General features: G+C 72.2%; 20 protein-coding genes. 3 read left to right on the forward strand and 17 right to left on the reverse strand.

Features of this window, described 5'->3' with window-relative positions:
- Positions 1–26: 26 nt before the first annotated feature.
- Together HHX35_RS35910 and HHX35_RS35915 are read left to right on the forward strand one after the other, a co-directional pair.
- Complete coding sequence (locus HHX35_RS35910) at positions 27–6,377, forward strand: RHS repeat-associated core domain-containing protein (RefSeq protein ID WP_220506273.1); 6,351 nt, start codon at positions 27–29, stop codon at positions 6,375–6,377.
- Between the two features lie 31 nt (positions 6,378–6,408).
- Complete coding sequence (locus HHX35_RS35915) at positions 6,409–6,939, forward strand: hypothetical protein (RefSeq protein ID WP_182903072.1); 531 nt, start codon at positions 6,409–6,411, stop codon at positions 6,937–6,939.
- A 95-nt stretch (positions 6,940–7,034) separates the two neighbouring features.
- On the opposite strand, the gene HHX35_RS35920 is transcribed toward HHX35_RS35915, so the two are convergent.
- The 7 genes from HHX35_RS35920 to HHX35_RS35950 form a co-directional block, all read right to left on the reverse strand.
- On the reverse strand, positions 7,035–8,849 hold the full coding sequence (locus HHX35_RS35920; protein WP_310739533.1) for a DUF2201 family putative metallopeptidase: 1,815 nt from the start codon (positions 8,847–8,849) through the stop codon (positions 7,035–7,037).
- Between the two features lie 33 nt (positions 8,850–8,882).
- The gene (locus HHX35_RS35925) at positions 8,883–9,944 is read right to left on the reverse strand and encodes an AAA family ATPase (protein WP_182903073.1); all 1,062 of its coding nucleotides are present in this window, start codon (positions 9,942–9,944) and stop codon (positions 8,883–8,885) included.
- Between the two features lie 88 nt (positions 9,945–10,032).
- A complete protein-coding gene (locus tag HHX35_RS35930; protein ID WP_259405698.1) occupies positions 10,033–10,830 on the reverse strand; it encodes a glutathione S-transferase C-terminal domain-containing protein in 798 nt (265 codons plus the stop codon).
- On the reverse strand, positions 10,830–11,354 hold the full coding sequence (locus HHX35_RS35935) for an NADPH-dependent FMN reductase (protein WP_182903074.1): 525 nt from the start codon (positions 11,352–11,354) through the stop codon (positions 10,830–10,832). Before HHX35_RS35935 ends, HHX35_RS35930 begins: the two co-directional genes overlap by 1 nt.
- Positions 11,355–11,469: 115 nt before the next feature.
- On the reverse strand, positions 11,470–12,003 hold the full coding sequence (locus tag HHX35_RS35940) for a flavin reductase family protein (RefSeq protein WP_182903075.1): 534 nt from the start codon (positions 12,001–12,003) through the stop codon (positions 11,470–11,472).
- A gap of 340 nt (positions 12,004–12,343) precedes the next feature.
- Entirely contained in the window at positions 12,344–12,973 is a 630-nt protein-coding gene (locus HHX35_RS35945) for a response regulator transcription factor (protein WP_182903076.1), read from the reverse strand.
- Positions 12,955–14,019 carry a sensor histidine kinase gene (locus HHX35_RS35950; RefSeq protein WP_182903077.1) on the reverse strand — a complete coding sequence of 355 codons (1,065 nt, stop codon included), beginning with the start codon at positions 14,017–14,019 and terminating at the stop codon, positions 12,955–12,957. The genes HHX35_RS35945 and HHX35_RS35950 overlap by 19 nt, the downstream gene beginning before the upstream one ends.
- A gap of 121 nt (positions 14,020–14,140) precedes the next feature.
- On the opposite strand from HHX35_RS35950, the gene HHX35_RS35955 reads away from it, so the two are divergent.
- The gene (locus HHX35_RS35955) at positions 14,141–15,127 is read left to right on the forward strand and encodes a hypothetical protein (protein WP_182903078.1); all 987 of its coding nucleotides are present in this window, start codon (positions 14,141–14,143) and stop codon (positions 15,125–15,127) included.
- Between the two features lie 64 nt (positions 15,128–15,191).
- Here HHX35_RS35955 and HHX35_RS35960 read toward each other — a convergent pair whose 3' ends face one another.
- From HHX35_RS35960 to HHX35_RS36005, 10 genes are all read right to left on the reverse strand, one after another.
- Positions 15,192–16,328 carry a sulfite oxidase gene (locus tag HHX35_RS35960; RefSeq protein ID WP_182903079.1) on the reverse strand — a complete coding sequence of 379 codons (1,137 nt, stop codon included), beginning with the start codon at positions 16,326–16,328 and terminating at the stop codon, positions 15,192–15,194.
- Between the two features lie 21 nt (positions 16,329–16,349).
- Positions 16,350–17,696: a lanthionine synthetase LanC family protein gene (locus tag HHX35_RS35965; protein WP_182903080.1), complete on the reverse strand. Its 1,347-nt coding sequence runs from the start codon at positions 17,694–17,696 to the stop codon at positions 16,350–16,352.
- Positions 17,697–17,775: 79 nt separating this feature from the next.
- Positions 17,776–17,952 (reverse strand): hypothetical protein, encoded by a 177-nt coding sequence (locus tag HHX35_RS35970; RefSeq protein WP_182903081.1) that lies wholly within the window; start codon positions 17,950–17,952, stop codon positions 17,776–17,778.
- Positions 17,949–20,786, reverse strand: a complete 2,838-nt coding sequence (locus tag HHX35_RS35975; protein WP_182903082.1) for a fumarate reductase/succinate dehydrogenase flavoprotein subunit — start codon at positions 20,784–20,786, stop codon at positions 17,949–17,951. Before HHX35_RS35975 ends, HHX35_RS35970 begins: the two co-directional genes overlap by 4 nt.
- Entirely contained in the window at positions 20,787–21,536 is a 750-nt protein-coding gene (locus HHX35_RS35980) for an ABC transporter ATP-binding protein (protein ID WP_182903083.1), read from the reverse strand. It lies immediately after the preceding gene.
- Positions 21,533–22,420 (reverse strand): ABC transporter permease, encoded by an 888-nt coding sequence (locus tag HHX35_RS35985; protein ID WP_182903084.1) that lies wholly within the window; start codon positions 22,418–22,420, stop codon positions 21,533–21,535. The genes HHX35_RS35980 and HHX35_RS35985 overlap by 4 nt, the downstream gene beginning before the upstream one ends.
- The gene (locus HHX35_RS35990; protein WP_182903085.1) at positions 22,417–23,829 is read right to left on the reverse strand and encodes an ABC transporter substrate-binding protein; all 1,413 of its coding nucleotides are present in this window, start codon (positions 23,827–23,829) and stop codon (positions 22,417–22,419) included. Before HHX35_RS35990 ends, HHX35_RS35985 begins: the two co-directional genes overlap by 4 nt.
- A 12-nt stretch (positions 23,830–23,841) precedes the next feature.
- The gene (locus tag HHX35_RS35995) at positions 23,842–24,069 is read right to left on the reverse strand and encodes a 4Fe-4S dicluster domain-containing protein (RefSeq protein WP_079312946.1); all 228 of its coding nucleotides are present in this window, start codon (positions 24,067–24,069) and stop codon (positions 23,842–23,844) included.
- Positions 24,053–24,802 (reverse strand): GntR family transcriptional regulator, encoded by a 750-nt coding sequence (locus tag HHX35_RS36000; protein WP_182903086.1) that lies wholly within the window; start codon positions 24,800–24,802, stop codon positions 24,053–24,055. The genes HHX35_RS35995 and HHX35_RS36000 overlap by 17 nt, the downstream gene beginning before the upstream one ends.
- 129 nt (positions 24,803–24,931) lie before the next feature.
- The gene (locus tag HHX35_RS36005; RefSeq protein ID WP_182903087.1) at positions 24,932–25,507 is read right to left on the reverse strand and encodes a TetR/AcrR family transcriptional regulator; all 576 of its coding nucleotides are present in this window, start codon (positions 25,505–25,507) and stop codon (positions 24,932–24,934) included.
- Positions 25,508–25,534 lie beyond the last annotated feature (27 nt).

Raw genomic sequence — 25,534 nt, forward strand, 5'->3', positions numbered from 1 at the left:
TCTTTTCCTCTCGAGGAGGTTGGGTCATGCGTCGGCCCGGAATTCGTGCTGCCCTGGTGGCCGCGTTGGCGGTGGTGATCTCGTTACCCGTCGGGGTGACGGCGGCCTCGGCCGCGGAGGGACCGCCCGGCGCCCCACCCGTGCAGAAACAACGGTCCAGCAAGGTCAGGGCCATGGACGCGAGCGGGGCGAAGGAGGCCAGGGAGCGGGTCGCCGCGTCCAGGGCACGCAACGACGCCGCCGCCGACCGGGCCGCGAAGGAGCGCGAGGCCGCCCGGTGGCCGAGCGCCGGCGAGGCCGACGTGCCGATCGGCGGCGAGCGGAGCGTCAGCGTGGGCGGGCTCCCGGTGAGCCTGAAAGCCGCCGCCCCGGCCGACACCCCCGGCACCGCCGGTTCGCAGACGGCCCGCGTGCGGGTGCTCGACCGCGCCGCCGCCGAGGCGGCCGGGGTGGACGGGGTGCTGCTGGCCGCGTCGGCGCAGACCCCGGGCACCGCGACGCTGAGCGTCGGCTACGCCGCCTTCGCCTCCGCGTACGGCGGCGGGTGGAGCGGCCGGCTGCGTCTGGTCCGGCTGCCCGCCTGCGCCGCGACCACCCCCGAACGGGAGGAGTGCCGCACGCGGACCCCGCTTGACACCGACAACTCGGCCACGGCGCAGACCCTCTCCGCGCCGGTCACGTTCGACGCCGCCCCGGCCGTGCTGGCCCTGACCGCCGACACCCCGGGTGAGGGAGGCGAGGCGGCGGACGGCAGCGGCAACTACGCCGCCACCCCGCTCGCCGCGTCGTCCACGTGGGAGGCGGGCGGCAACTCCGGCTCCTTCACCTGGTCCTACCCGATCGCCCCGGTGGAGCCGGCGGCGGGACCCGCGCCCGCGCTGGACCTGTCGTACGACTCGGGCAGCGTGGACGGGCGCACCTCCACCACCAACAACCAGGGCACCTCGATCGGCGAGGGCTTCGACACCGCCGCCACCTCCTACATCGACCGCCAGTTCGGCAGCTGCGACGAGGACGGCCACGACAAGCAGTACGACCTGTGCTGGAAGTACGACAACGCCTCGCTCGTCCTCAACGGCAAGTCCACCGAGCTCGTCAAGGACGACACCAGCGGCAAGTGGCGGCTGAAGAACGACGACGCCTCCACGGTCACCCACTCCACGGGCGCCGACAACGGCGACGACGACGGCGAGTACTGGACCGTCGTCACCGGCGAGGGCACGAAGTACGTCTTCGGCCTGAACAAGCTGAGCGGCGCGGGCAGCCAGCGGACCAACTCGGTGTTCACGGTCCCGGTGTACGGCGACGACTCGGGCGAGCCCGGCTACACCAAGGGCGACGCCTTCGCCGACCGATCCGTCACCCAGGCGTGGCGGTGGAACCTCGACTACGCCGAGGACACCCACGGCAACGCCATGACGTACTGGTACACGGCGGAGACCAACTACTACCGGAAGAACAAGTCCGCCACCGCCACCACCTCCTACGTCCGCGGCGGCTACCTCGACAAGATCCTCTACGGGCAGCGGTCCGACACGCTGTTCACGGTGGACGCGCCCTACAAGGTCGCCTTCTCCTACGCCGAGCGCTGCACGGCCTCCGACTGCGGCAGCCTCACCAAGGACACCGCGGAGAACTGGCCCGACGTCCCCTTCGACGCCATCTGCAAGAAGGACGCCGACAAGGACGACTGCCACGCCGAGAGCCCGGCCTTCTTCAGCCGCAAGCGCCTCGTGAAGATCGAGACGAGTGTCCTGTCCGGCACCGCGTACAAGCCGGTCGACTCGTGGGCGTTCACGCAGAAGTACCTGGACGGCGGCGACATCGGCAGCTCCGCCGACCAGACGCTGTCACTGATGTCGATCGTGCGGACGGGCTCGGCCGGTGACACGCCGCTGACGCTCGACCCCGTCTCGTTCACCTACGCCATGCGGACCAACCGGGTGGCGGGCGGCACCCAGCCGGGAGGCGGCAACATCCTGCCGCTGACCAAGCCGCGCATCGAGACGGTCACCTCGGAGACCGGCGCGATCATCACGGTCAGCTACAACGAGCCGGAATGCGTGCGCGGCTCGAAGATGCCGAAGGCCGAGGACGACAACGCGCTGTCCTGCTATCCGCAGTTCTGGCACATCAACGGCGCCACCGACGCCTCCATCGACTGGTTCAACAAATACCGCGTGCTCGCGCTGAACATCGCCGACCCGGCAGGCCACAACCCGCTGGTCGAGTACGCCTACGAGTACACCGCGCCCGGCTGGCGCTACAACGACAGCCCGTTCACCCCGGCCGACGAGCGCACCTGGTCGCTGTGGCGCGGCTACCAGAAGGTCACGACGTACGTCGGCGACGCCGACGGCACCCGCACCACGTCGGTCAAGGTGTACCTGCAGGGCATGAACGGCGACCGGCTGCTCAAGTCGGCCGACCCGAGGACGGTCGATCCCGACAAGCGGCGCACCGCCACCGTGCCGGGCCTCGACGTCGCCGGTCTCGACGTGCCCGACCTCACGGACTCCGAGCAGTACTCCGGCTTCACCCGCGAGGAGGTCACCTACGACGGGGCCGACCCGGTCGACGTGACGGTCAACGACCCCTGGTCGGCGAAGACCGCCACCCAGCACAAGTCGTACGCCGACACCGAGGCCTACTACGTGCGCATGGGGAAGACCTCGGAGCACACCTACCTGACCGTCCCCAAGACCTGGCGCACCGTCACCACCTCCACGACGTACGACTCGTACGGCATGGCGGTCAAGCAGGACAGCACGGGCGACACCGCCAAGAGCGGCGACGAGACCTGCACCCGCACCTGGTATGCCCGCGACGACGCAAAGGGCCTGAACTCGCTGGTCTCCCGCACCCGCGTGGTCGGCCGCGCCTGCTCGGTGAAGGAGGCCGACCTGTCGCTGCCCGCGGGCTCCGACACCTCGGGCGACGTGCTGTCCGACACGGCCACCGTGTACGACAACACCGCCGCGACCGGGTGGTCGGCGAGCCAGAAGCCGGTGAAGGGCGAGGCCAGCTGGACGGGACGGGCCACCGGCTACCCGTCGGCCGTCACCGGTGACGAGCGCCCGCCGACCGGCTGGCAGCGCACCGAGTCGACCACCTACGACACGCTGGGCAGGCCGCTGACCGTGACCGACGCGGGCGGCAACCCCACCACCACGGCGTACACGCCGACCGGCGCCGGAGTCCTCACCAAGAAGGTGGAGACCAACGCCAAGCAGCAGAAGGCGACGACGTTCCTCGACGGGACGCGCGGTCTTCCGGTGCGCACCTACGACCCGAACAACGGCAAGACCGAGCAGACCTACGACGCCCTCGGCCGGCTGACCGGCGTGTGGCTGCCCGACCGCAGCAAGGACGGCGGGCAGACCCCCACCTACGCCTACTCCTACGTGTACGAGCGGGGCAAGGCGCCCGCGATCGGCACCTCGACCGTCAAGTCGTCCACCACCGCCAGCTGGTCGTACGAGATCTTCGACTCGCTGCTGCGGCCGATGCAGACGCAGAAGCCGACCCCGAACGGCGGCCGGCTCCTGACCGACACCCGCTACGACTCGCGCGGCCTCGCCTACGAGACCTACGCCGACATCTTCGACTCCAAGCAGACGCCGAACGCCACCTACACCCGGGAGGAGTACGGCGAGGCGCCCAAGCAGACGAACATCGTCTTCGACGGCGCCGGCCGGCAGACCCGCAGCACGTTCCTGTCGTACGGCGTGGAGAAGTGGACGACCACCACGGCCTACACCGGTGATTCCACCGCCGTCAGCGCGGTGACCGGCGGCAGCGCGGTCCGGACCATCACCGACGCGCTCGACCGCACGGTCGAACGGCGCGAGTACAACTCGCCCTCCCCCGCCGACACCCAGTACGGCGCGCTGACCTCCAGCGGGTACACCTCCACGTCCTTCACCTACCGCGCCGACGACAAGGAACTGACCGTCACCGCTCCCGACGGCGCGAAGTGGTCCTACACCTACGACCTGTTCGCCAGGCAGACCGCCATCAGCGACCCCGACAAGGGCGCGAGCACCCTCCGCTACACCGCTCTCGACAAGACCGACACGGTCACCGGTGCGAACGGCACGGTCCTGCTGTACGGCTACGACGAGCTCGGCCGCAAGACCGGGCTGTGGTCGGGGTCGCGGACCGACGCGAACAAGCTGGCCGCCTGGACCTACGACACGGTGGCCAAGGGCCAGCTCGCCTCGTCCACCAGTTACGACGGCGGCGTCTCCGGCAAGGCGTACACGAAGAAGGTCCTCGCGTACGACGGCCAGTATCGCGCCACGAGCACCGAGATCGACATCGACCCGAACGACCCGATGGTCCTCTCCGGGGCGGCGAAGACCAGCTACACCTTCGGCAGCGACTACAACCTCGACGGCACGCTGAAGAACTCCACCGAGCCCGCCGTCGGCGGTCTGGCCGAGGAGAAGATCAGCCTGACCTACACGCCGACCGGGCAGGTGACCGGGTTGACCGGCACCACCGACTACCTGCAGAAGGCCGATTACAACGCGCTCGGCCAGCCCCTGCAGTTCACCCTCGGCCTGTCGGGGGCCACGGAGGCCAAGAAGACCTTCCTCAACAACACCTACGAGGAGGGGACCGACCGGCTGAAGCGGGCCTTCGTCACCACCCAGTCGACGCCGGTCAAGCCGCAGGACCTGGCCTACCACTACGACGACGCGGGCAACGTCACCGAGATCGCCGACACCCCCACCCAGGACGGGGCGGGACAAAATGACATCCAGTGCTTCGCCTACGACGGGCAGCGGCGGCTGACCGAGGCGTGGACGCCGGCCACCGACGACTGCACGAACAAGACGCTGGGCGGCGCGGCGCCGTACCGGACCGCCTACACCTACAACGCCTCCGGGCTGCGGGCGACGGAGACCCGCTACAGCGGCTCCACCGCCACCACCTCGGCGTACTGCTACGGCGACACCGCCAAGCGGCACGCCCTGACCGCGGTCGTGACGGGCTCATGCACGGGCGCGACCGCCACCTACTCCTACGACAAGTCCGGCAACACGACCGGGCGCGACGGCCAGGTGCTGACCTGGGACGCGCAGGGCCGCATCGCGACCCTGACCCAGGGCACGCAGAAGACGGCCCACGTGTACGACGCCGACGGGGGACTGTTGATCCGCCGCGCGGTGGGCGACGGGGAGAGCGTGCTCTACCTCGGCGCCTCCGAGATCCACTCGAAGAAGACCGGCAGCACCGTCACGACCTGGGCCAGCCGCTTCTACGCCGCGGACACGCAGGTGATCGCGGTGCGCACCACCCAGGGCGGGAAGAACGCGGTCTCCTTCCTCGCCGGCGACCAGCACGGCACCTCCTCGCTGTCGGTCGACGCGGCCGGTCAGGCGATCAGCAAGCGCTTCACGACCCCGTTCGGCGCGCCGCGCGGGGACACGGTCGGCGGCGCCTGGCCCGACGACAAGGGGTTCCTCGGCAAGCCCGCCGACGCCGCCACCGGGCTCACCTACGTCGGGGCCCGCATGTACGACCCGGTCGTCGGCAGGTTCCTGAGCGTGGACCCGGTGCTGTCCACCGACCAGGCCCAGTCGCTCAACGGGTACTCCTACGGCAACAACAACCCCGTCACGTTCAGCGACCCGACGGGTGAGGAGATCGGCTCGCGGCCCAACTCCTGCCAGTACGACCTGAAGTACTGCTCGAAGGAGGAGCAGGGGAAGGTCGGGTACGACCCCAAGACCGGCAAGGTCGACCCGTACAAGAACAAGAAGAAGAAGCCCAAGAAGAGCCACCCGACGCCGAGCCCGTCTCCGGGCCCGCCGCCGATACCGCCGCCCGGCGGATGCTTCTGCCACTCGAACGGGATCAACCTGTTCAGGGCGCTGCTCATCCACCCGTTCCACTGGGGCAACAACACGAATGGCGCCAACGAGCTGGCGCTGAGCTACCACACGCTCTTCAGCGACGGATCATGTGAGCGCCGCGCCCTGCAGTACGTCTGCTACAACGGCTCCCCCGGAGGCGACCAGCCGATGACGGTCGGGGACGTCCACTTCTACCCGTACTCGAAGAAGGACTTCGAGAACCGGCTGCGGGACGAGAAGCAGCGCCGGGACGACATCGCGCGGGTCGCCGGGCGGAAGACGGCCGACGAGTACGGGCCCAACCTCGAAAAGCACGAGGCGGTCCACTCGGAGCAGTGGGCGAGCTACAGCACCGCCACCGCCTACATCGCGGCGTACGGCTACCAGTCCTTGAAATCCCAGCGGGAGACCGGAAGTCCCGCGGCGACCAATACGTTCGAGGTGGGGGCCAACCTGTGGTGGGGCAGCTACGCGAACTGGCGGCCGCTCGAGTACCGCCTGCCGGGGACCTAGGCTCGGAGACCGGCGAAGGGAGAGGAAGACGATGACGCGTGGAAGAAGGCCGGGGCGCGGGCGCACCGCCGTCGTGCTGGCCGCTCTGGCCTTCTTCGGCGCGGCGTGCGAGACCACCGCGCCCGCGCCCAAGGGCGTCCTCGCCGTCGAGCGCGCCGAGGACGGCGGGGTCAGGCTGCTGCTCGGCGGCTGCCCCGGCTACGTCGCCAGCGACTTCTCGGTGCTGCAGGACACCGACGACGACGGCGAGCTCGTCACCTGGAGCGTGCACAACGGCGGCTGGACCGGGTCGGTGAACGAGATCCGGCTCTTCCAGGCGCCGCCCGAAGGCTGGCGGTCCACCGGCGACAGCCTCACCGCGCTGCGGGAGGGCGTCCCCTACGTCGCCACCGTCAACGGCACCGCCGGCGAGCTGAGCCTGCGGAGCAGGGTGCCGTTCACCACGGCCGACCTGGCGGGTCTCGGCCGCGGACAGGTGCTGGCGTGGGCGGGAGGCGAGGAGACCGTGAAGACGGACCGGGACGTCTTCATGCGCGCCGACCCGGACCGTTGCCGTCCGTGACCTGGGCGGCCGGGTTCGGTCCCGCCGCCGCACCTTGGTGACAGGTGTGGCGGCGGGACCGCCGCAGGCCGCGAGCGACCGCGGAGAAAGCCCCGTCAGCTCATGCGGAAGACCGGGCCGCGCGGGGCGAACGGCAGGAAGGCGCCTTCGGGGATCAGGAACGCGTGTTCGCGGCGGATCCGCACCACGTCGCACTCCCCGTCGGTGATGACCAGGATCGGGCCGTCCCGGGGGAAGTCCTCGGCCCGTTCGAGCAGGTCCACGCCCGGCTGGAGGATCGTCCCGCCGCGTCCCCGCACGCGGACCCTGCGCGCGACGTCCTCCACCGGCAGGTATCCCGCGTCGTAGGCGACGGCGTCGCAGAACACGACCCGGGCGCGAGGCACGTCGCGCGCGGTCGCGTACGACGCGATGGCGCCGAGCGCCTTGCCCAGGAGCCGGGTGTTCATGGATCCCGACGTGTCGAGCACGACACCGAACGTGGCCCGGCGCACCGCCTCCTCCGGCCGCACCCAGCCGGGACGGGGGATGTCCGGCGTCGCGGACTGGCGACGGGAGGCACGGGCGTAGGACCTGCGCCGTTCGACGGCAGGGACGTGCTCCTCGAACCAGCGCGCGAGCGCGGCGTCCCAGGGCAGCGGCGGGTGATCCAGGGCCCGGATCTCCTGCTCGAGGCCGGCCGGGAGGGTGCCCCTGCCTCCGCTGTGGTGGTAGGCGAGGCCGGTGACGAGGGCGTTGCGGTAGTAGTCGTCCAGGTCCACATAGCGTCCCGGGGTGCCGGGACGCGGCAGCGGCTGCCCGAGCATGTCGCCCAGGCCGCGCCCGCGCAGCGTCGCGAGCTTGCGCAGGCGACGCAGGTCGCGCGCGATCCGGTCGTAGACCGCCTCGCAGGACAGCCCCCGCAGCTCAGGATCGTGGAGGAGTCCTTGGGGCATCTCCCCCACGCCCATCTCGACCAGCCAGCCGTTGACCACGTAGTCGCAGGCGACGTTCCACAGGTACGGCTCCCGCCAGCCCGCCCGCTCACCGTGCCGCAGTGCGGCGTGGAGCATCTCGTGGGCCAGCACGAACCGCCACTCCTCGATGGTCATCGAGACCAGCGGGTTGACGTAGATCTCGGCCGCTTCGGCGTTGACCGCGGCCACCGAGATGTCCCAGCCCCGGGCGAGGTCCGCGTCCGCCACGATCGTCATCCCCGCCGCCAGCGCCCCCAGCAGCGGGTAGGACGACACGAACCAGCCGAGTGCGTGGTCCCACGGCTTCTTCACCCTGCTCTGGACGGAGTCGCGCGCGCCCCCGGCCACCTCGATCGCCATCGCCGCCGCGGCGGCGACCCCGATCGCGAGACCCTTCTCGTAGTCGCGGGCCGTGGCCGTCTCGACCGTGCCGGCGAAGAAGTCCGGGAAGGCCGGCACGTCGAACTCGGCGGGCACCCCGGACGTGCGCCACAGTCCGGCCAGCGTCCGTTCGTCCTCCGGCGGGAAGACCGGCGGCCGCGGCTCCGGCGCCCTGCCGATCTTGAGGGTGGCGAGGAACCGGTCCACGCTCAGGCAGCAGGCGGCCAGGTAGGGGTGACGGGGAGCGCGCCGCGGCTGCTCCCACCGAGGGGTCTCCTCCCTGTTCAGGTCCTCGGGCAGGGCGTTGCGCGGGTCCATGTGCCCGAATCCCGCGTGCAGCAGGCAGTGCGCGAACACCCACGCCCACTCGCCCGCCTCGGCGCGCCTTCGGGGGTGGTGGTACACGCTGCCGCCCGGCGTGATGTAGGCCCACCGGTCGTGGGGCAGCTCGTGCTCGTCCGCCGCGTACAGGTAGCCCCCGAGGTGGCGGAACAGCGGGTGGGAGCGCACCTCCTCCCAGCCCTTGAGCACGGCGTCGCGCCAGGGGTCGGCCTTCTGCTTCCTGCGGGCCACGTCAGCTCCTCACCACCTCAGCTCCAGGCCAACTCAGCTCCGGGCCGCCGCCAGGCGCGGCAGGTCGCGGCCGACCTCGACCAGGAACCACGACGGCAGCACCGGCGCACCGTCGTCGCCCGCCGCGATGACGAGCTGCGCGCATTCGAGCGAGACCCCCGCCAGCTCGACGAGCAGGTTCTTGGCCCGGAAGGCGAGCTGCCGGCCGGCGGGCGAGGCGTGCTCCTTCGACTGCGGCAGCTCCTTGACCAGCCGGGCCCGGAAGGTCTCGGACAGGAAGTACAGCAGGTCGCGGTCCTCGGGCCGGCGCGGCCACCCCGCGTCACCCTTGATCACGGCGTCGAGGTCGTACGCGTGCCGCACCGTCTTCACGTACGCCCGGAAGGCCGAGGCGTGCGAGGCGGTCAGCGTGCCGTAGGCCAGCAGTCCCAGCGTCTCGTCGTCCAGCCGCTCACCGTAGGAGTGCATGGCGTCGGACAGCATGTGCCAGCCGCGCGGCGTGGAGAACGGCTCCTCCGTCTTGGGCGGCGCGCTCCACAGGTGGTCGGGGCGCTGGACGAGGTAGTCGACGATCCAGGGGTGGATGCCGCTCGTAGCCGCCCAGCTCAGCCAGTCGTCGGCAGAGGCCCGGAGGTGGACATGGATCATGCGGTTGACCAGCGCGGACGGCATGGGCCTTGCGAGCGCGTTGTCGGTCGCCCGGTTTCCCGCGCCGATCACCACCGACCCCGCCGGCAGCTCGTACGTGCCGATGCGCCGGTCGAGGATCAGCGAGTAGAACGCCTTCTGGACCTCCGGGGAGGAGGCGTTGAGCTCGTCCAGGAACAGGCAGTAGGGCTCCTGCCTCGCGATCGTCTCCGGCGGGGCGAAGCGGCTGCGGTCCCCGACGATCTGCGGCACGCCGATGAGGTCCTCCGGAGCCAGCTGCGTGCCGAGGAGAGTCACGCACTCGAGTCCGAGGGAGTCGGCGAACGAGCGGACGAGCGAGCTCTTGCCGATGCCCGGCGCACCCCACAGGAACACCGGGCGCACGACGGCGACGTGCAGCAGCACCTCCGGAAGCTGCGCGGGAGTCACGGTCAGGGTCGCCTGCATGCCTCCAAGATTCGCAAAGCCCGCCTATCCGCCGCACCTCATTAAGACCCGCCGGCGCGACGCCGGCAGTGGCGGCAGGCCCCGGTGGTCACCGGTGCCGTCCGGTCAGCGCCCCGCGCCCGTGCGGCTCGTCCCAGCCGGCCTCCCGGGGCTCGACCGCGATCCGCACCGGCCCGTCGCCCACGAAGGCGGGGCGGGCGGTGAGCCGGAAGGCGGCGAAGTCGGTCGTCTCCCGGAACGCCGGGAGCCGGTAGAGGTCGCGCGCGTAGGGCCAGAGGTGGGGATAGCCGGTCAGCGGCCGTTCACCGATCCCGGCGAGCGGGTTGTGCAGCAGGTCGTACCTGATCAGGACCACCCAGAGCTGCACGTCGGACTCGGTGAGGCGGTCCCCGAACAGGTACCGCCGGTCGGCCAGGCGGGCGTCGAGGCGATCCAGCGCGGCGAGCACTTCGCCGCGCCGCCGCTCGTACTCCTCCTGTGTGGCGGCCCTGGCCACCAGGTGCACGCCCTGGCCGAGATCACGGGCGATCTCCTCGTCCAGGGCCTCGATCTCGTCGCGCAGGTCCTCCGGATAGAGGTCCAACCCCTGGTCGGCCCACTCGGCGAACCGGGTGCCGAGGTCGACCGGGATGTCGGGGTAGTCGTTGCTCACGATGCGGTTCGTCCGCCGGTCCCACAGCACCGGCCACCCGCTGCGCCCACGGGCACACGTACGAGACGTACAGATGGTAGCGGCCGGGCTCGGCGGGGTGGCCGCGGAACCGCCGGCGGTGATCCGGCCCCGGAACGGATAGAGGGGTCCCGGCCGGTCGGTCCTGCCCGGCCCGTACGGGCCGAAGGCGGCGACGTCGGCGGGGCTCGCGTAGGCGGGAGCGTGGGTGGTCATCAGGCGGTCGCCCTCCTCTCCAGCGCCCCGGCCACCTGGGCGGCGACGCGATCCGTCCAGTCGGCGAGGATGCGGTCGAGGTCGGGGATCTCGGCCTCGAGCAGCGCCAGGCCGGGGGTGGGCACGAGGGCGCCCAGTTCGACCAGCACGGGGCGCAGGTGCAGCTCGACGGCCAGCGCGTGCCGGGGCGAGCCCATGACCAGCAGCGGCAGCGCCACCGTTCCGGCCAGCGCGCCGCCGGGGAGACGGTCGAGGAACGCCTTGAGCAGGCCGGTGTAGGTGGCCTTGTAAGTAGGGCTGGCCACCAGGAGCACCTGCGCTCCGGCGACCAGTTCCAGCGCCACCTCGACGGTCGGCGAAGGCCCGGGGGTGAACAGGTGCGGCCCGATCCCGGACAGGTCCACCACCTCGGGCGGCGCCTCGTACCCGATGCGGCGCCCCACCGCCTCGGCCGCCGCCACGGCCGCGAGGTGGGTCCGGGAACCGCCGCGCGGATTGCCGACCAGCACCACGAGAGAGCTCACGAGGCCACCACCTCGTGCCGCGCAGCGTGTCCTGTGTCCGTGTCGAAGAGCGTACGAGTGGTCAACAGACGGTCCTCCAGATCGGGACGGGTGTTCGTGCGGAGCGGGAGCGGGATCACGGGTGGGCGATGAACCGGCCGAAGCGGCCCTGGTGGTAAAGCAGCGGACGCCCCGGCCCGCGCACCTCGGCCTGGGTGACCAGCCCCACGACGAGGACGTGGTCGCCCACGCCGACCCGCTCGTAGGGCAGGCAGATCAGGTGCGCGGAGACGTCCTCGAGCAGGGGCGCTCCGAGCGGGCCCGGACGCCACCGGGTGGGCTCGGCGAAGCGGTCGGTGCCCTTGCGGGCGAACCGGGCGGCGAGATCGGCCTGGTCGCTGGCCAGGACGTTGACGGCGAAGTGGTCCGCCGCGCGCAACGACGGCCAGGTGGTCGACGACTGGTCCACGTAGAAGGAGACGAGGGGCGGGTCCAGGCTGACCGAGGAGAACGAGGTCGCGGTCAACCCCACCGGCACTCCCCCGCTCCGCGCGGTGATCACGACGACCCCCGCCGCGTGCACCGCGAGGGCGCGCTTGTAGCCGTCGGCGTCCAGCGCGCGCTTGTAGTCGTCGGCGTCGAGGCCGGGGCCGAGCAGAGTCTCCGTCATGGCAAACCTCCGGAAGGTCGCAGCTGCTCACAAGGTCGATCCCGCCCGCCGCAGGCACCACGACACGCGGAATCAGGGATTCGGATGGAGGCGGGACCGGGCGTGACGCGGTCACGCACGGCTCGCGAGGAGGGCGGCCGCGTGCCGCGGCCGGCCCTTCATCGGCACGAAGACGACGGAAGATACGAAATCAACGACACTGCGCGCTGGCGACGTGGCCGTAGTCCACGCTCGAACGCCGGGTCAGACGAACGCCCTGGCTCATACCACCGAACGTACGATCACCGGCCAGGAAAGTCAATATTTCCTACTAGCTTTGCAGGAAAATCCCCAAGTGCCATCAGGGCTCCGCCCTGCCGGTCGCCCATGCCCACGCGGCGATCGCGACGCGGTTTCCGGCGCCGACCTTGCGCTGGATTGAGGCGACGTGGTTCTTCACCGTGCCAGGGGACAGGAAGAGCTCCGCGGCGATCTCGCCGTTGGTCCTGCCCTGCGCGACCAGGGCCACGATCTCGTCCTCTCTCTCGGTGAGAACCACGGTGGAGGTCTCCCGTGGCTGTTCGCGCTGACGGAGCAGCCGGACGGTGAGCTGCGGGCTGATGAGCACATCGCCGTTCATCGCGGCCCGGATGGCCTCGATGAGCAGCGTGGGGCCGGAGCGTTTGAGTATGAACCCGGCGGCGCCGTATCGCAGCGCGGCATGGACGTATTCGTCCAGCCCGAAGGTGGTGACGACCACGACGTGGATGCCGGTGCCGGCCAGGGCGCGGGTGACCTCGATGCCGTCGGTTCCGGGCATGCGGATGTCGGCGAGCACCACGTCAGGCCTGACCGTCTTGGCGGTGTCGATCGCGGTGCGCCCGTCGGCGGCCTCTGCCACCACGGTCATGTCGGGCTGGGCGTCGAGGATCAGGCGAAAGGCGCTGCGGATGCCTTCCTGGTCGTCGGCGATCAGGATGCGGGTGACCACTCCGGGGATTGTGCCAGCGGCAGGCGGGCGGTCAGCGACCACCCCTCGGGTACGGTTCCCGCGACCAGCTCACCGCCCTGGGCCCGGACCAGCGCGGCAAGGGCGGGCAGGCCGGTGCCGCCACGCCGGGCGCCCGGGACGCGGACCAGGCCGTCGTTGGTCATCGTGACCTCCAGAATGCCGGACGAGGCGCTGACGCTCAGGTCGACGCGTCTGGCCCGCGGGGCGTGCCGCCGGATGTTGGTCATACCTTCGATCACGATCCGGTAGGCCAGTGCCGCGGTGTCCGGCGGAGCCGCCGTGGCCGGATCCATGCGCAGGTCGACCCGCGCCGGACCGGCGGCGGAGAACCGTTCCGCCGCCTCGCGGATGCCGCCCAGGTCGCCGCCGGGGGCGAGGGGCCGGTCGTGGTGCAGCATGTCCAGCGTCCGGTCCAGCATGGACAGTGCCCGCTGGCCCGCGCCCTCGACGCGCTCGAGCGCCTGCCGGGCATCGCCCGCGACGCGGCCGGCCTGAGCGTGCGCCACCATCTCGCTGATGTCGTGCGCCAGATAATCGTGCAGATCCCCGGCGAGCCGCAGTCGCAGGGCCAGACGAGCGTCGGCCACCGCACGCTCCTGCCGTACGTCGAGGAGGCGCAGGTAGCCGCCGACGGCGGCGGCCAGCAGCGCGCCCAGCCCCCAGAACGCGCACGCGCCGACCCCCTCCAGAGGCGAGACGGGCTCGAACACACGCAGCAACCAGACGGACGCGGCCAGACCCGCCATCGGAGCCGACACCATGGCCCGCCGAGATGGCGCATATCGGATGACCAGGGCGACGAGCACCATCAGCGCCGCGCTCTCGACCATGCCCAGCACGTCGGTGCCGGGCGCCGGCCGTGCGACGCCGGCCAGCTGAGCCAGCGTGGTGACCACCGACACGATCGCCGCCAGCGAAGCCGCCGTGGACAGACGCGAACGGAACCGAGGCCGGAACACCCCCGTCACGGCCCCCGCGACGGCGACCACCGCCGGCGCCAGGGCAACACCCCACATCACGGTCATCCGGGTGACGATACGCGCCTCCTGTCCCGCCCCGGGGAGTGCCGAACGGCACCGGTTCTGCCTGCGAAGGGTGCCGATCGGCATCTGGCTCGCCACCCGGCCGCGCCGCGAGGTTGCTCATATGAAGACATTCCTTTCCGGCCGGCAGGGGTACGCGGCGGCGCTGTGGGCGCTGGCCTACGGTGTGCTCGGCGCCGCGTGGGCACTGGGCATGCCCGGCTTCCCCTGGGGCGCCTCCGATCCCGACCCCGACGGGGCGCTGTCGATCCTGGCCGGCACGACACCGCGCTTCGGCTGGTGGATCTCCGCCTTTTCACTGCTCACCGCGGTGACGGCGCTGGCGCTGACCCGCAGGAGCGGCCGCCGTGCGCCGTTGTGGCCGGCCTGGCCGATCGCCGCGTTCCTGGTCCTGGTGATCCCCGACTCCCGGCTGATGATGGGCGTCGCCTACACGCCGCTGTTGCTGGTCGCCCCTCTCTTCGGCTGGGGGCTGGGCGGTGCCACCTTCGCCGACGCCTGGCCGTGGCCGGTGCTCAACCAGCTCGTGTGCGTGCTGGGCGGCCTGCTGCTGGCCGTCGCGGCGCTGGCCTACACGCGTGACCAGAAGCGCGGGAGCTGGTTCACTCCGGAGCGCGGGCGCGTCGCGGTGTACGTGGCGGTCGCGGTTCCCCTGGTGTACTGCGCCACCCGGTGGGCGTGGGCACTGGGCATCCCTCTCGGCGTGAGCAAGGAGTTCCTGGCCGAAGGCGAGGACGGCCTGTGGCTGCTGGGCGCCTACCTGGCGACCTTCGGGGCGTTCGGCGGCGTGCTCACCCTCGGACTGACCCAGCGGTGGGGCGAGATCTTCCCGCGCTGGATCCCCGGGCTGCGGGGCAGGCGAGTGCCGCCGCCGCTGGCGGTCATCCCGGCCGGGTTCGTCTCGATCATCATCGTCGTGGCCGGGCTCACCTACATCCGATGGTCCATCGCGGGCCGGTTCAGGCCGGACGAATGGGGCGCCTGGCTGCCGGAGTGCTTCTGGCCGGTGTGGGGCGCCGCGCTGGCCACCGCCACCATCTGCTATCACCGGCGCCGCAAGGATCCGCAGCGGGACACACGTCACCCCTGACGCCGGGCGTCCTCCCCTCCGCCGGCTGCTGTGAGGATCTACCAGATCACCGCCGGCGACCGGGTCAGGTGACGACGACGGGGTGGCGCACCACCGCGTCGAAGCCGTAGCCGAGGGCGTTGCAGGCCGCACGGCCGGGCTGCACGGCGCCCGTCTCGTCGGCGGCCCGGACGAGCAGCCGGAGGTTCCCCGCCTCGCGCGGGGTCCAGGGGAAGGTCCAGCGGACCCAGCCGCGCGGGTGGCGGTCGTCGCGCAGGCGGGCCGGCCGCCATGACACGCCCTCGTCGTCGCTGACCTCGGCCCGGACCACGCGTCCGCCGCCCGACCACGAACGGCCGTGCAGCAGATGCTCGCGCCCCGCCTCGAGACGGGCCGGCCAGGGCAGTTCGAAGGCGCTCTTCACCCCCACCCGCGTCAGCGGCGGGCCGCCCCCGTGCGGATGGCCGGGGCCGTGCATCCGGTACAGCCGCGTGCTCCACGGTGACTCCAGCGGCTCCGCCGACACCTCGATGTCCCCCAGCCATTTGATCGAGGCGGCGCCGACCCATCCCGGCACCACCAGCCGCGCCGGGTGGCCGTGGTCCGGCGGCAGCGGCCGCCCGTTCATCTCGTAGGCCACCAGCACGTCGTCCAGCGCCTTGGCCACGGGAAGCGGGCGCCGCACCCTCCCCAGGTTCTCCCCCGCCTCGACGTACTCGGCGTCGAGCCCGCGCGGCATCAGCGCGACGGCCCTGTCGCTCATCCCCGCCCTCTCCAGGAGCGTCGCGAGGCGCACGCCCCGCCAGCGCGCCACCCCCACCGCGCCCAGCCGCCAGGGCGTGCCCGACACCTCCTGGTTCTGCTGCTCGCCGTACAGGCGGCGCCCGTTGCCCGCGCACTCGATGAACGCGGTCACGGTCTCGGCCGGCATGCCGAGGAGGTCACGGTAGGTGAACGCGACCGGCCCGCCGCGCAGGGCGTCGCCCCACATCGTGAGCCGCCAGGCGGCCGCGTCGATCAGCGGTGTCGCCGTGTGGTTGCGGACGAAGAAGAGGCCGTCCGGCGTCAGGTAGTCCTCGCCGCGCAGCGCCTCCCAGCGGGTCTCCGCGTTCGTGCCGTGCACGGCGAACAGGCGGGGCGGCAGCGGCTTGCGGATGCCGGGCGGGGTTTCCGTTTCCGGAGCCGCACACCGTGCTCCAGGGCCGTCCTTCATGGCAGTCATGTGCCTCCTCACCTGCCGCTGTCAGCCGGCCGGCCTCCGCAGGGCGACGGCCGGCATGGGAATGGGCGGGAAGGGGTTGTCGGGCAGCAGGATCACGCGGCGCGGCCGGTCCGCCTGTCCCGCCGCGTCCAGGTGCAGCAGGGCCGCCCCGATCCCCGCCGCCCCGATCAGGTAGCCGGTGTCGGCCGACACCTCTCCGGGGCGGTGCCGCCGGTACGCCTGATACCAGCGGTATCCCCTGCCGTCGTAGCCGGTCGCCCGGCCGATCAGGTGGTCGGCGAGCCTGCGGGCGAACTCCAGGTGCTCCTGCTCCCCCGTCGCCGCCCACAGCCCCACGTACAGCTCGATCAGCCCGGCGGTGCCGCAGCATTGGCAGGCGACGTTCCACAGCCCCGCGGTCTGCCGGAAGGGCGCGCCCGACTCCCTGACACCCCTGGCGAGCCGCTTCACCCACTCCAGGTCGCCGCCGTCGCCGCTGACCCGATACAGCTCGTAGAACATGCGCGCGATCCCGGCGGAGCCCGAGCAGTAGCCCAGGTGATCGCCGACCGTCGCGCTCTCCCCCGTCAGGACGCCGGCGGCCCGGACGAGGCCCGCGCCCCGGCGTGCCGCGTCGAGGAACGCCTCCTCGCCCGTCGCGCCGTACAGGCGGGCGAGGAGGAAGGCCGTCCCGGCCGTCCCGGCCAGGAAGCCGGGCGGGGCCGCCTCCGCGGACAGGGCGGGGCACGCCGCGGGCCGCTCGCGGGGGGCGGTCAGCCGCGCGATCCGCCGCCCCGCCTCGACGGCCATCTCCTCGTAGGCCGGCACGCCGAGCGCGGCCGCGGCGCGCAGCAGCCCCAGCACGACGCCGCCGTCACCGCGCAGCGTGACATCTCCCGACCAGCCGATGCCGCCGTCGTCGAACGCGCGGGCGCTCCTGACGATCCTGTCGGCCGCCGCGACCGCAGCGCTCTCGAAACGCTCCTCGCCGAGCGCCCAGCCGGCCTCGGTCAGCGCGAGGACGACACCGGCGAGGCCGTGGTGGAGCGACACGTCGGCCTGCCGCCGCCAGGTCGACGCGAGGTAGCGGGCGCCGGCGCGGGCGTCCTCCAGGTAGCCGTCGTGCCCGGTCCCGGCGGCGAGCTCCAGGAAGAACAGCACGATCCCGGCCGCCCCAGAGTGAAGGGACGCAGCGTGAAGGGACGCAGCGTGAAGGGACGCGGGCTCGCCGGGCGTCGCCGGCCGGCCGTGCGGGTCGGGGTTGGCCCGCCATCGTCTGCCGCTCTCGTCGTCCACGGCGGCCGTACGTATCCACCGTCCCGCCATGACGGCGGCCGTCAGCGGGGTCTCTGCGCGCTCACCGGATGAGCGGAACGGGTCCGGGCCCATGGATCCCATTATCCCACAAACCCGGTAGGTAATAGCAACTATCTGCCCGGGCCTTTCAGTCCTGTTGTGCGGGTTCACGTCACCTGAGCCACCGGCCGAACCGGCCGAACACGCCGCCCTCGTCCTCCTCCGGCGCCGCGTCGTCGTCCGGCAGGTCGTACCAGTGGGTGTCCCCGGGGAAGGGAGCCGTGGGCGTGCCCGGCTCGCCTGCGGCGAACGACGAGGCGCCGGACGGAAGACGGCCGGGCGCGCTCATCCCCGGGCCCCCGCCGGGACCGCGCTCGGACCTTCGGCCGACCCGGCTCGTACGGCGTCCAGCGCCCTGCGGGCGTAGGCACGGACGTCGGCGTCGGAGTCGCCGAGAGCGCCGTGCAGGGCCGCGGCGACCTCCGGCCGCGCCGCCCACCCGGACAGCGAGAGGACCGCGGCCTTGCGCACGTCGAGGTGCGGGTCGGCCAGCGCCGCCACCAGCGGTTCCGCCGCGAGGGCCGGGTCGGCGGCGGCCAGTCCCCGCGCCGCGCCCACCCTTACCTGCCAGGCCTGATCCGCCAGGCCCCGTACGGCCGTCTCCGCGAAGCTGGGCTCCCGGTGGAGGGCCTGGCCGAGTCCGGAGAACGCCTCCAGGGCCGCCGCCCGGACGAGCGGGTCGGGGTCGGCGGCGAGTCGCGCGACGGTGGGGGCGCCGCCCGGCAGGCCGATGACGCCGAGCCCTCTGGCCGCCCAGACGCGTACCTCGCGGTCCCGGTCGCCGGCGGCGAGCGCCACCCGCTCCGCGTCATCGAGCGCGACCAGGCCCCTGACCGCCTCGATCCGCACCCGGGTGTCGGCGTCGTCGAGCGCCGCCTCGAACAACGCGGCGTCACCGAGGTGCAGCGCACGCAGGACGTCCAGGACGGCCGCGCGGACGACCGGATCCCCCACTCCACCCTGGCCCGCTGCACCCTGGCCCACTGCACCCTGGCCCGCTGCACCCTGGCCCACTCCAGCCTGGCCCGCTGCACCCTGGCCCGCTCCCGTGTAGCCGGCGACGGCGCGGAGCGAGGCGCCGAACCCGGCGGTCGCGGGCAGCACCTCGACGAGCTCGCGGAGGCCGGTGGCGGCCGCGCGCCGCACCGTGCCGTGGGGGTCGGCGAGGGCCCGGGTCAGCGCGGTCTCCACGCCCCGGGGCGCGGTCTCCGTCAGCGTCGCGACGGCCGCCCTGCGGACCTTGGGGTCGGCCTCCGCCAGGTAGGGGGTGATCTGGTCCAGCGCCGGCTCGGCGTCGGCGAGCCGCAGGAGTTCGAGGATGCGGGGCGAGCGCCCGATCGCCTCCACCGCGAGCCGCCCGCCCGCCCTGCGCCGCGCGGGGCCCGCCGTGCCGTACGCGCCGAGCAGGACGGGCTCGGCCGGGCGGGGGGCGAAGCCCTCGACGGGCACGAGGTAGGGCTCGACCGGGCGCTTGACGAACTCCATCGCCCCGGCGGCGTTCTTGCGCAGGTTGAGGTGGTAGAGCCACTCGTCGTCGTCCCGAAGAGGCAGGTCGGCGCGGTCGTGGTAGAGGCCCCACCTGCTCTCGGTGCGGAGCAGCGAGGACCTGGCGGCCATCTCGGCGCAGTCCCTGATGAACGTCACCTCGGCGCAGCGCATCAGCTCGTGCGGGGTCCTCGCGCCCATGGTCGCGATCTCCTCGCGCATCCGCTCGAACGTCTCCAGCGCGATGTCCAGCTTCCTGGCGGTCTTCGGCGGGGCGACGTAGTCGTTGACGAACCGCCGCAGCTTGTATTCGACCTGCTGCTGCGGGGGGCCGTCGGGGTTGCGCAGCGGGCGGTAGATCAGTTCGTGCGCCGCGGTGATCTGGTCCTCCGGCAGGCCGTCCGGCGTGCGATGGTGCTCGGCGGCGTGGGCGCCCGCGAGGTCGCCGAACACGAACGCCCCGATCATGTAGTTGTGCGGCACGCAGGCCAGGTCGCCCGCGGCGTACAGGCCGGGGACCGTGGTGGCGCCGTTCTCGTCCACCCAGACGCCCGACGCCGAGTGGCCGCCGCACAGGCCGATCTCCGAGATGTGCATCTCGACGTCGTGGGTGCGGTAGTCGTGCCCGCGTCCCGCGTGGAAGGTGCCCCGGGTGGGGCGTTCGGTGGTGTGCAGGATGTTCTCGAGCGCGGTGAGCGTCTCGTCCGGCAGGTGGCTGACCTTGAGGTAGATCGGACCGCGGGCCGAGGCGATCTCCCCGGCCACCTCGGCCATCATCTGGCCCGACCAGTAGTCGCAGTCGACGAACCGCTCCCCCTCGGCGTTGACCTGGTAGCCGCCGAACGGGTTGGCGACGTACGCACAGGCCGGGCCGTTGTAGTCCTTGATCAGCGGGTTGATCTGGAAGCACTCGATGCCGCTGAGCTCCGCGCCCGCGTGGTAGGCCATCGCGTACCCGTCCCCGGCGTTCGTCGGGTTCTCGTACGTGCCGTACAGGTAGCCGCTCGCGGGCAGGCCCAGACGCCCGCACGCACCGGTCGCGAGGATCACGGCTCCGGCGGAGACCGTGACGAACCGGCCGGAACGGGTGTCGAACCCGGCGACCCCGACGGCCCGGCCCTCGCTCGTGAGCACGCGGACCGGCATCACCCGGTTCTCGATGCGCACCTTCTCGCGGATGTCGCGGCGGCGCAGCACCCGGTAGAGGACCTTCTTGACGTCCTTGCCCTCCGGCATGGGCAGGACGTAGCTGCCCGAGCGGTGGACCCGGCGCACCGCGTACTCACCGTGCTCGTTCTTCTCGAACTTCACGCCGTAGCGCTCCAGCCGACGGACCATGTCGTAGCCGCGCGTGGCCGTCTGGTAGACGGTGCGCTGGTTGACCACCCCGTCATTGGCCCTGGTGATCTCGGCGACGTAGTCCTCGGGGGTGGCCTTGCCGGGGATGACCGCGTTGTTCACGCCGTCCATGCCCATCGCCAGCGCGCCGCTGTGCCGTACGTGCGCCTTTTCCAGCAGGATCACGTCGGCGCCGCGCTCGGCGGCGGTGATCGCGGCCATGGTCCCGGCGGTGCCGCCGCCGACCACCAGGACCTGGCATTCCAGATGCGTGCGGTCCGCCGGGGCAGGGATGTCCATTCAGAGCTCCTCGATGATGCGGGCGCGCAGCCCGGCGCGGTCGATGTCGGGGGTGCGCGGGTCCGGCACGCGCAGGACGCGTCCGATGCCGCCGCGGCCGAGCACGACGACCCGGTCGGCGAGCAGCAGCGCCTCGTCCACGTCGTGGGTGACGAAGACGACCGTGGCGAGGGTGTCGCTGAGCACGTCCAGCAGCAGGCGCTGCATCCCGGCCCGGGTCTGCGCGTCCAGCGCGCCGAAGGGCTCGTCCATGAGCACGGCGCGCGGCGCGCCCGCCAGGGACCTGGCGAGCTGCACCCGCTGCCGCATGCCGCCGGACAGCTCCCGGGGCAGCCGGTCCTCGCAACCGGCGAGGCCGACGCGGGCGATCCAGCTCTCGGCGGCCGTCCCGCGCTCCCGCCTCGGCACGCCGCGGATGCGCAGCGGCAGCTCGACGTTGCGCAGGACCGTGCGCCAGGGCAGCAGCGCGTCGTCCTGGAAGACCATCGCGCGGTCGGTCGAGGGCCCGGTGACCGGCACGCCCTCGGCCAGGACCCGGCCGGCGCGCGGCGCAAGCAGTCCCGCGATCGCCCGCAGGACGGTGGACTTGCCCGACCCGGACGGACCGACGATCACCAGGACCTCGCCGGGGGCGATGTCGAGGCGCAGGTCCTCCAGCACGGCGTGCCGCCCGTAACCGAGGGACACGCCCTCCAGCCGGATGGCGAGCCCGGCGTCCGCCCGTGCGGCGTCCACCGCGGGCGCGGTCATCGGGCGCCGCCTTCCACACCCTCGTCGACACGGGGCAGCCACCGGGTCAGGCGCCGCCCGAGCAGTTCGATCGAGGCCGAGGCGACCCAGCCCAGCACGCCGATCGACGCCATGCCGACGAGCACCGCCGAATAGTCGACGACCGTGTAGGCGTGCCAGGTGCGGTAGCCGACGCCGAACTCCCCAGAGATCATCTCGGCGGAGATCACGCAGATCCAGGCGACGCCCATGCCGACGGACAGCCCGCCGAAGACGCCCGGCAGCGTGCCCGGGAGGACGACGTTCCACAGCACGTGCGCGCGTCCGCCGCCCATCGTGCGGACCGCGTCCTCCCACAGCGTCGGCAGCGCCCGTACGGCGTGCCGCGTGCTCACCATGATCGGGAAAAAGGCCGCGGCGAAGGTGATGAACACGATGCCCTGCTCGTCGGTGGGGAACACCAGGATCGCGATCGGGACCAGGGCGATCGCCGGGATCGGCCGGACGACCTCGACGGGCGGCAGCAGCACGTCGCCGGCCCATCGGGACCGCGCGACCAGGACGCCCAGGGCGATGCCGGCCACGGCCGCCAGCGCGAAACCGGTGAGGATGCGGATCAGGCTCTGGGCCAGGTCGAGGTAGTAGATCCGGGTGCCGAGCTGCCGGCCGAGCTCCGCCGCGACCTCGGCGGGCGAGGGCAGCCGATCGAAGCGCAGTCCGACCCGGGCGTCCGCGGTGGTCAGCCACTGCCACACCGCGACGACGGCCGCCAGGGAGGCCGATCTGACCGCCCACCTGCGCAGGCCGGCCGCCGTTCTCGTGCGGCCCGCCGCCGTGGCGGCCTCCGCGCCTGCGGCGGCGGGGGCGGCGGCGCCGAGCGTCGCGTCAAGCGCCGGAGTGCTCATCGCGACGCACCTCCCGCCGCTGCCTTCAGCGCCTCGTCGTATCCGACGAGCCGCGCCCGGGGGTGCTCCTTCACGTACGCCTGCGCGCCGTCTCGCGTGGTGAAGGGCGCGAACCGCTCGTTCTCGTCCGCCGAGGGGTCGCGCACCCAGACCGACTTGTCCGCGAACCAGTGCGTGCCCGTGGCCGCGTCGGGCACGTAGGCGGCCCGTACGGTCCGGCCGGCCGAGGTGGCGGCGGCGATCTGGCGCAGCAGGCAGGTGGGGGTGGCCGCGGGGCGGAGCCGGTCCTCCCCGGCGAGCCAGAGCTCGCCCGCCTTCGCGGGGTCGCTCACGGCGGTCCCGCAGGCCTCGTCGGTCCCGGTGATCCTCGCCGCGTTGACGGTGCTCGCGGTGCCGGCGTCGTAGGAGGCGCCGTACGCCTTCCTGATGGAGGAGTCGTTCGCGAACTTCGTCACGTCGACGTCGGTGAAGTCGGTGCCGATGATCTTCAGGTACTTCTCGTCGTGCCGCAGGGCGGCCAGCAGTTGCGGCTTCACGGTCACGTCGAACGAGGCGATGCCGTCGCGGCCGTTGTAGAGGTAGACCACCTCGGGCGGCAGGCCGGTGGCCTCGGCGACCGCCTCGGCCGCCTCCAGGGGATGTTCGTGGAGGTAGTTCGTCGCGTCGATCTGCGCCTGGAGGAACGCCTGGAGCACGTCGGGGTGCTCCTTCGCGTACGCCTGCCGTACGACGACGCCGTGGAACGTCGGCACGCCGAGCGCCGAGCCGTCGTAGACGAGCCTCGCCTGGTTCTTGAAGACGAGCAGTCCCGGCCAGGCCACGAACTGGGCGTATCCCTGCACGTTCCCCGACTGCAGCGCGGACGCGCCCACCGGCGGCTGCTGATTCACGACCTCCACGTCCGTCGCGGGGTCGAGCCCGGCCCGCTCCAGGGCCTGGACGAGCGTGCCGTGCCCGGCAGACCCCGAGCTGGCCGAGACCTTCTTCCCCTTCAGGCCGGCCAGCGTCTCCACGTCCGACGACGGGGGCACGACGACCGCGTTCAGCCCGCCACGCAGGTTGTAGCCGGTCACCGAGACGAGCTCGGTCCGCGCGGAGGGTACGCCCTGGGTGCGGGAGGCGTTGATGAGGAGCGGGTAGTCGCCCATCGACCCGATGTCGATCTTCCCGGCCACCATCTTGGCGGTGATCGGGGCGCCGGTGTCGTAGTCCTGCCACTCGACCCGGTATCTACCGCCGAGGCGCTTTTCGAGGTAGCCGAGGCCGCGCAGCAGCGTCCCGGCCGTCACCGTGTTGATGGTCTTCGACTGGTATCCGACGACGACCGTCTGCCTGCCGTCGTCGGCGCCGGCGGACACGGAGCACCCGGCCGCGGCCAGCAGCGCCACGGCGGCGATGAGCTTACGCATGGGGGTGTCCTTCTATCGGAGCAGGTAGGGGATGTTGACCGTGACCGCGTCCGCGGGGCACCGGTCGGCACAGGGGCCGCAGTACCAGCACTCGTCCACGTGCATGTAGGCCTTGCCGCTGACCTCGTGGATCGCCAGCGAGTCGAGCGGGCACACGTCCACGCACAGCGTGCAGCCCTCGATGCACAGCGACTCGTCGATCGTGACGGGCACGTCGACACGGCTATTGACCAGGGTCATCGGTGTTCCTCCAGAGATGGCCACGCATGGTGAGGCGGTCGCCGCGGAACCTGACGAACTCCAGGTCGACCGGGCGGCCGTCGGACAGGTGAGTGAGGCGCTCGACCATCAGCAGCGCCGCGCCGCGCGGCGCGTCGAGGACGGCCGCGGTGTGGGCGTCGGCGTTCACGGCCTCGATCGTCAGCTCCGCCACGCCGAGCGGCTGGCCGGCGACCCGTTCCAGCAGCACGAACACGTCGTTGTGCACGAGATCGGCGGCGAAGAGCGGCTCCCCCACCTCGCGGACGAGGTAGGTCAGGTCGAGCGAGAGCGGCAGCCCGTTGAGCCTGCGCAGCCGCTCCACGTAGACGACGGACTCGCCGGGCGGCAGGCCGAGCCGTCCCCGGACGGCGGCCGGAGGCGGGATCAGCCCCATCGCGCGGACCTCGTTGGTGACCTCGCCGTGCTCCCGGAGGGTCTCGGCGAGGCCGAGCAGCCGGTGCAGGCCGTGCGGATACTTCTCCGCGGCCACCGTGGTGCCCACTCCCGGGCACCGCTCGATGAGGCCCTCGTCACGCAGCAGGTCCAGGGCCTCCCTGATCGTGTTGCGGGAGGTCCCGAACTCCCGGGCGAGGGCGGACTCCAGCGGCAGGTGACCACCGCCGAACCCGCCGTGCACGACCTCCCGCCGCAGCAGGTCGGCGACCTGGCGGGCCCTGTCCGCCCGGCGCCGTCTCGCGTCCGCCAACTCCATGGGCCAAAGACTACTCTTCAGGTAGGAATACTTGGATAACGGCGCGATTACGCCACTTCGGAAGGTCGTGACACGCCTTCTACCTGCGGCTTCATGCCAATACGGCCGACAACCGCCACCCCGGGATGGTCAGGCGGCGAAGAACCGGTCGGCGAAGGCCTCCCACTGGGCGAGGAAATCGATGCCGGCGTCGCGCAGCCAGTTGAGCTGCAGCCCGTCGAGGAAGGCGAGCAGATCCACGGCGGCCTGACCTGGCCGGGGATGCCAGGCCAGCAGGTAGCGCTGCAGCATGGCGCGGCCCTCGCGGAGCCGTGTCCGGAAGTAGGCGTGAGCGGGGTGCGCGGGATCCAGCGCCTCGGCCGACAGCACTGTGTAGAGCTGCACGAGTGAGCGCTGCGCGAGGTTGCGGCGGACGAATCCCGACATGATGGCACGGGCAGTGGCCGCGTCGGGCGCCGGTTCCAGCGCGTGGACCACGCTTGTGAGGTCGAGCGTGTCCCGGCGTTCGAGGACCGCGATGAGCAACTCCTCCCGGGAGCGGAAGTGATGCAGCAAGCCCGCCTTGGTCATGCCGCACGCCGCCGCGAACGCCTCGAGAGTGACGCCCTTGAATCCGGAGGCGGCGATCAGCTCGGTGGCCGCCTTGAGGATCTCCTCTCGGCGTTCGGCGAGCGGCAGCCGGCGCCGTCCCGGCGAGGGGGTCATGCCGTCCTGGCTCCTCGGAGGCGGGGG

Source organism: Microbispora sp. H10830 (assembly GCF_014161375.1).
Classification (GTDB): domain Bacteria; phylum Actinomycetota; class Actinomycetes; order Streptosporangiales; family Streptosporangiaceae; genus Microbispora; species Microbispora catharanthi.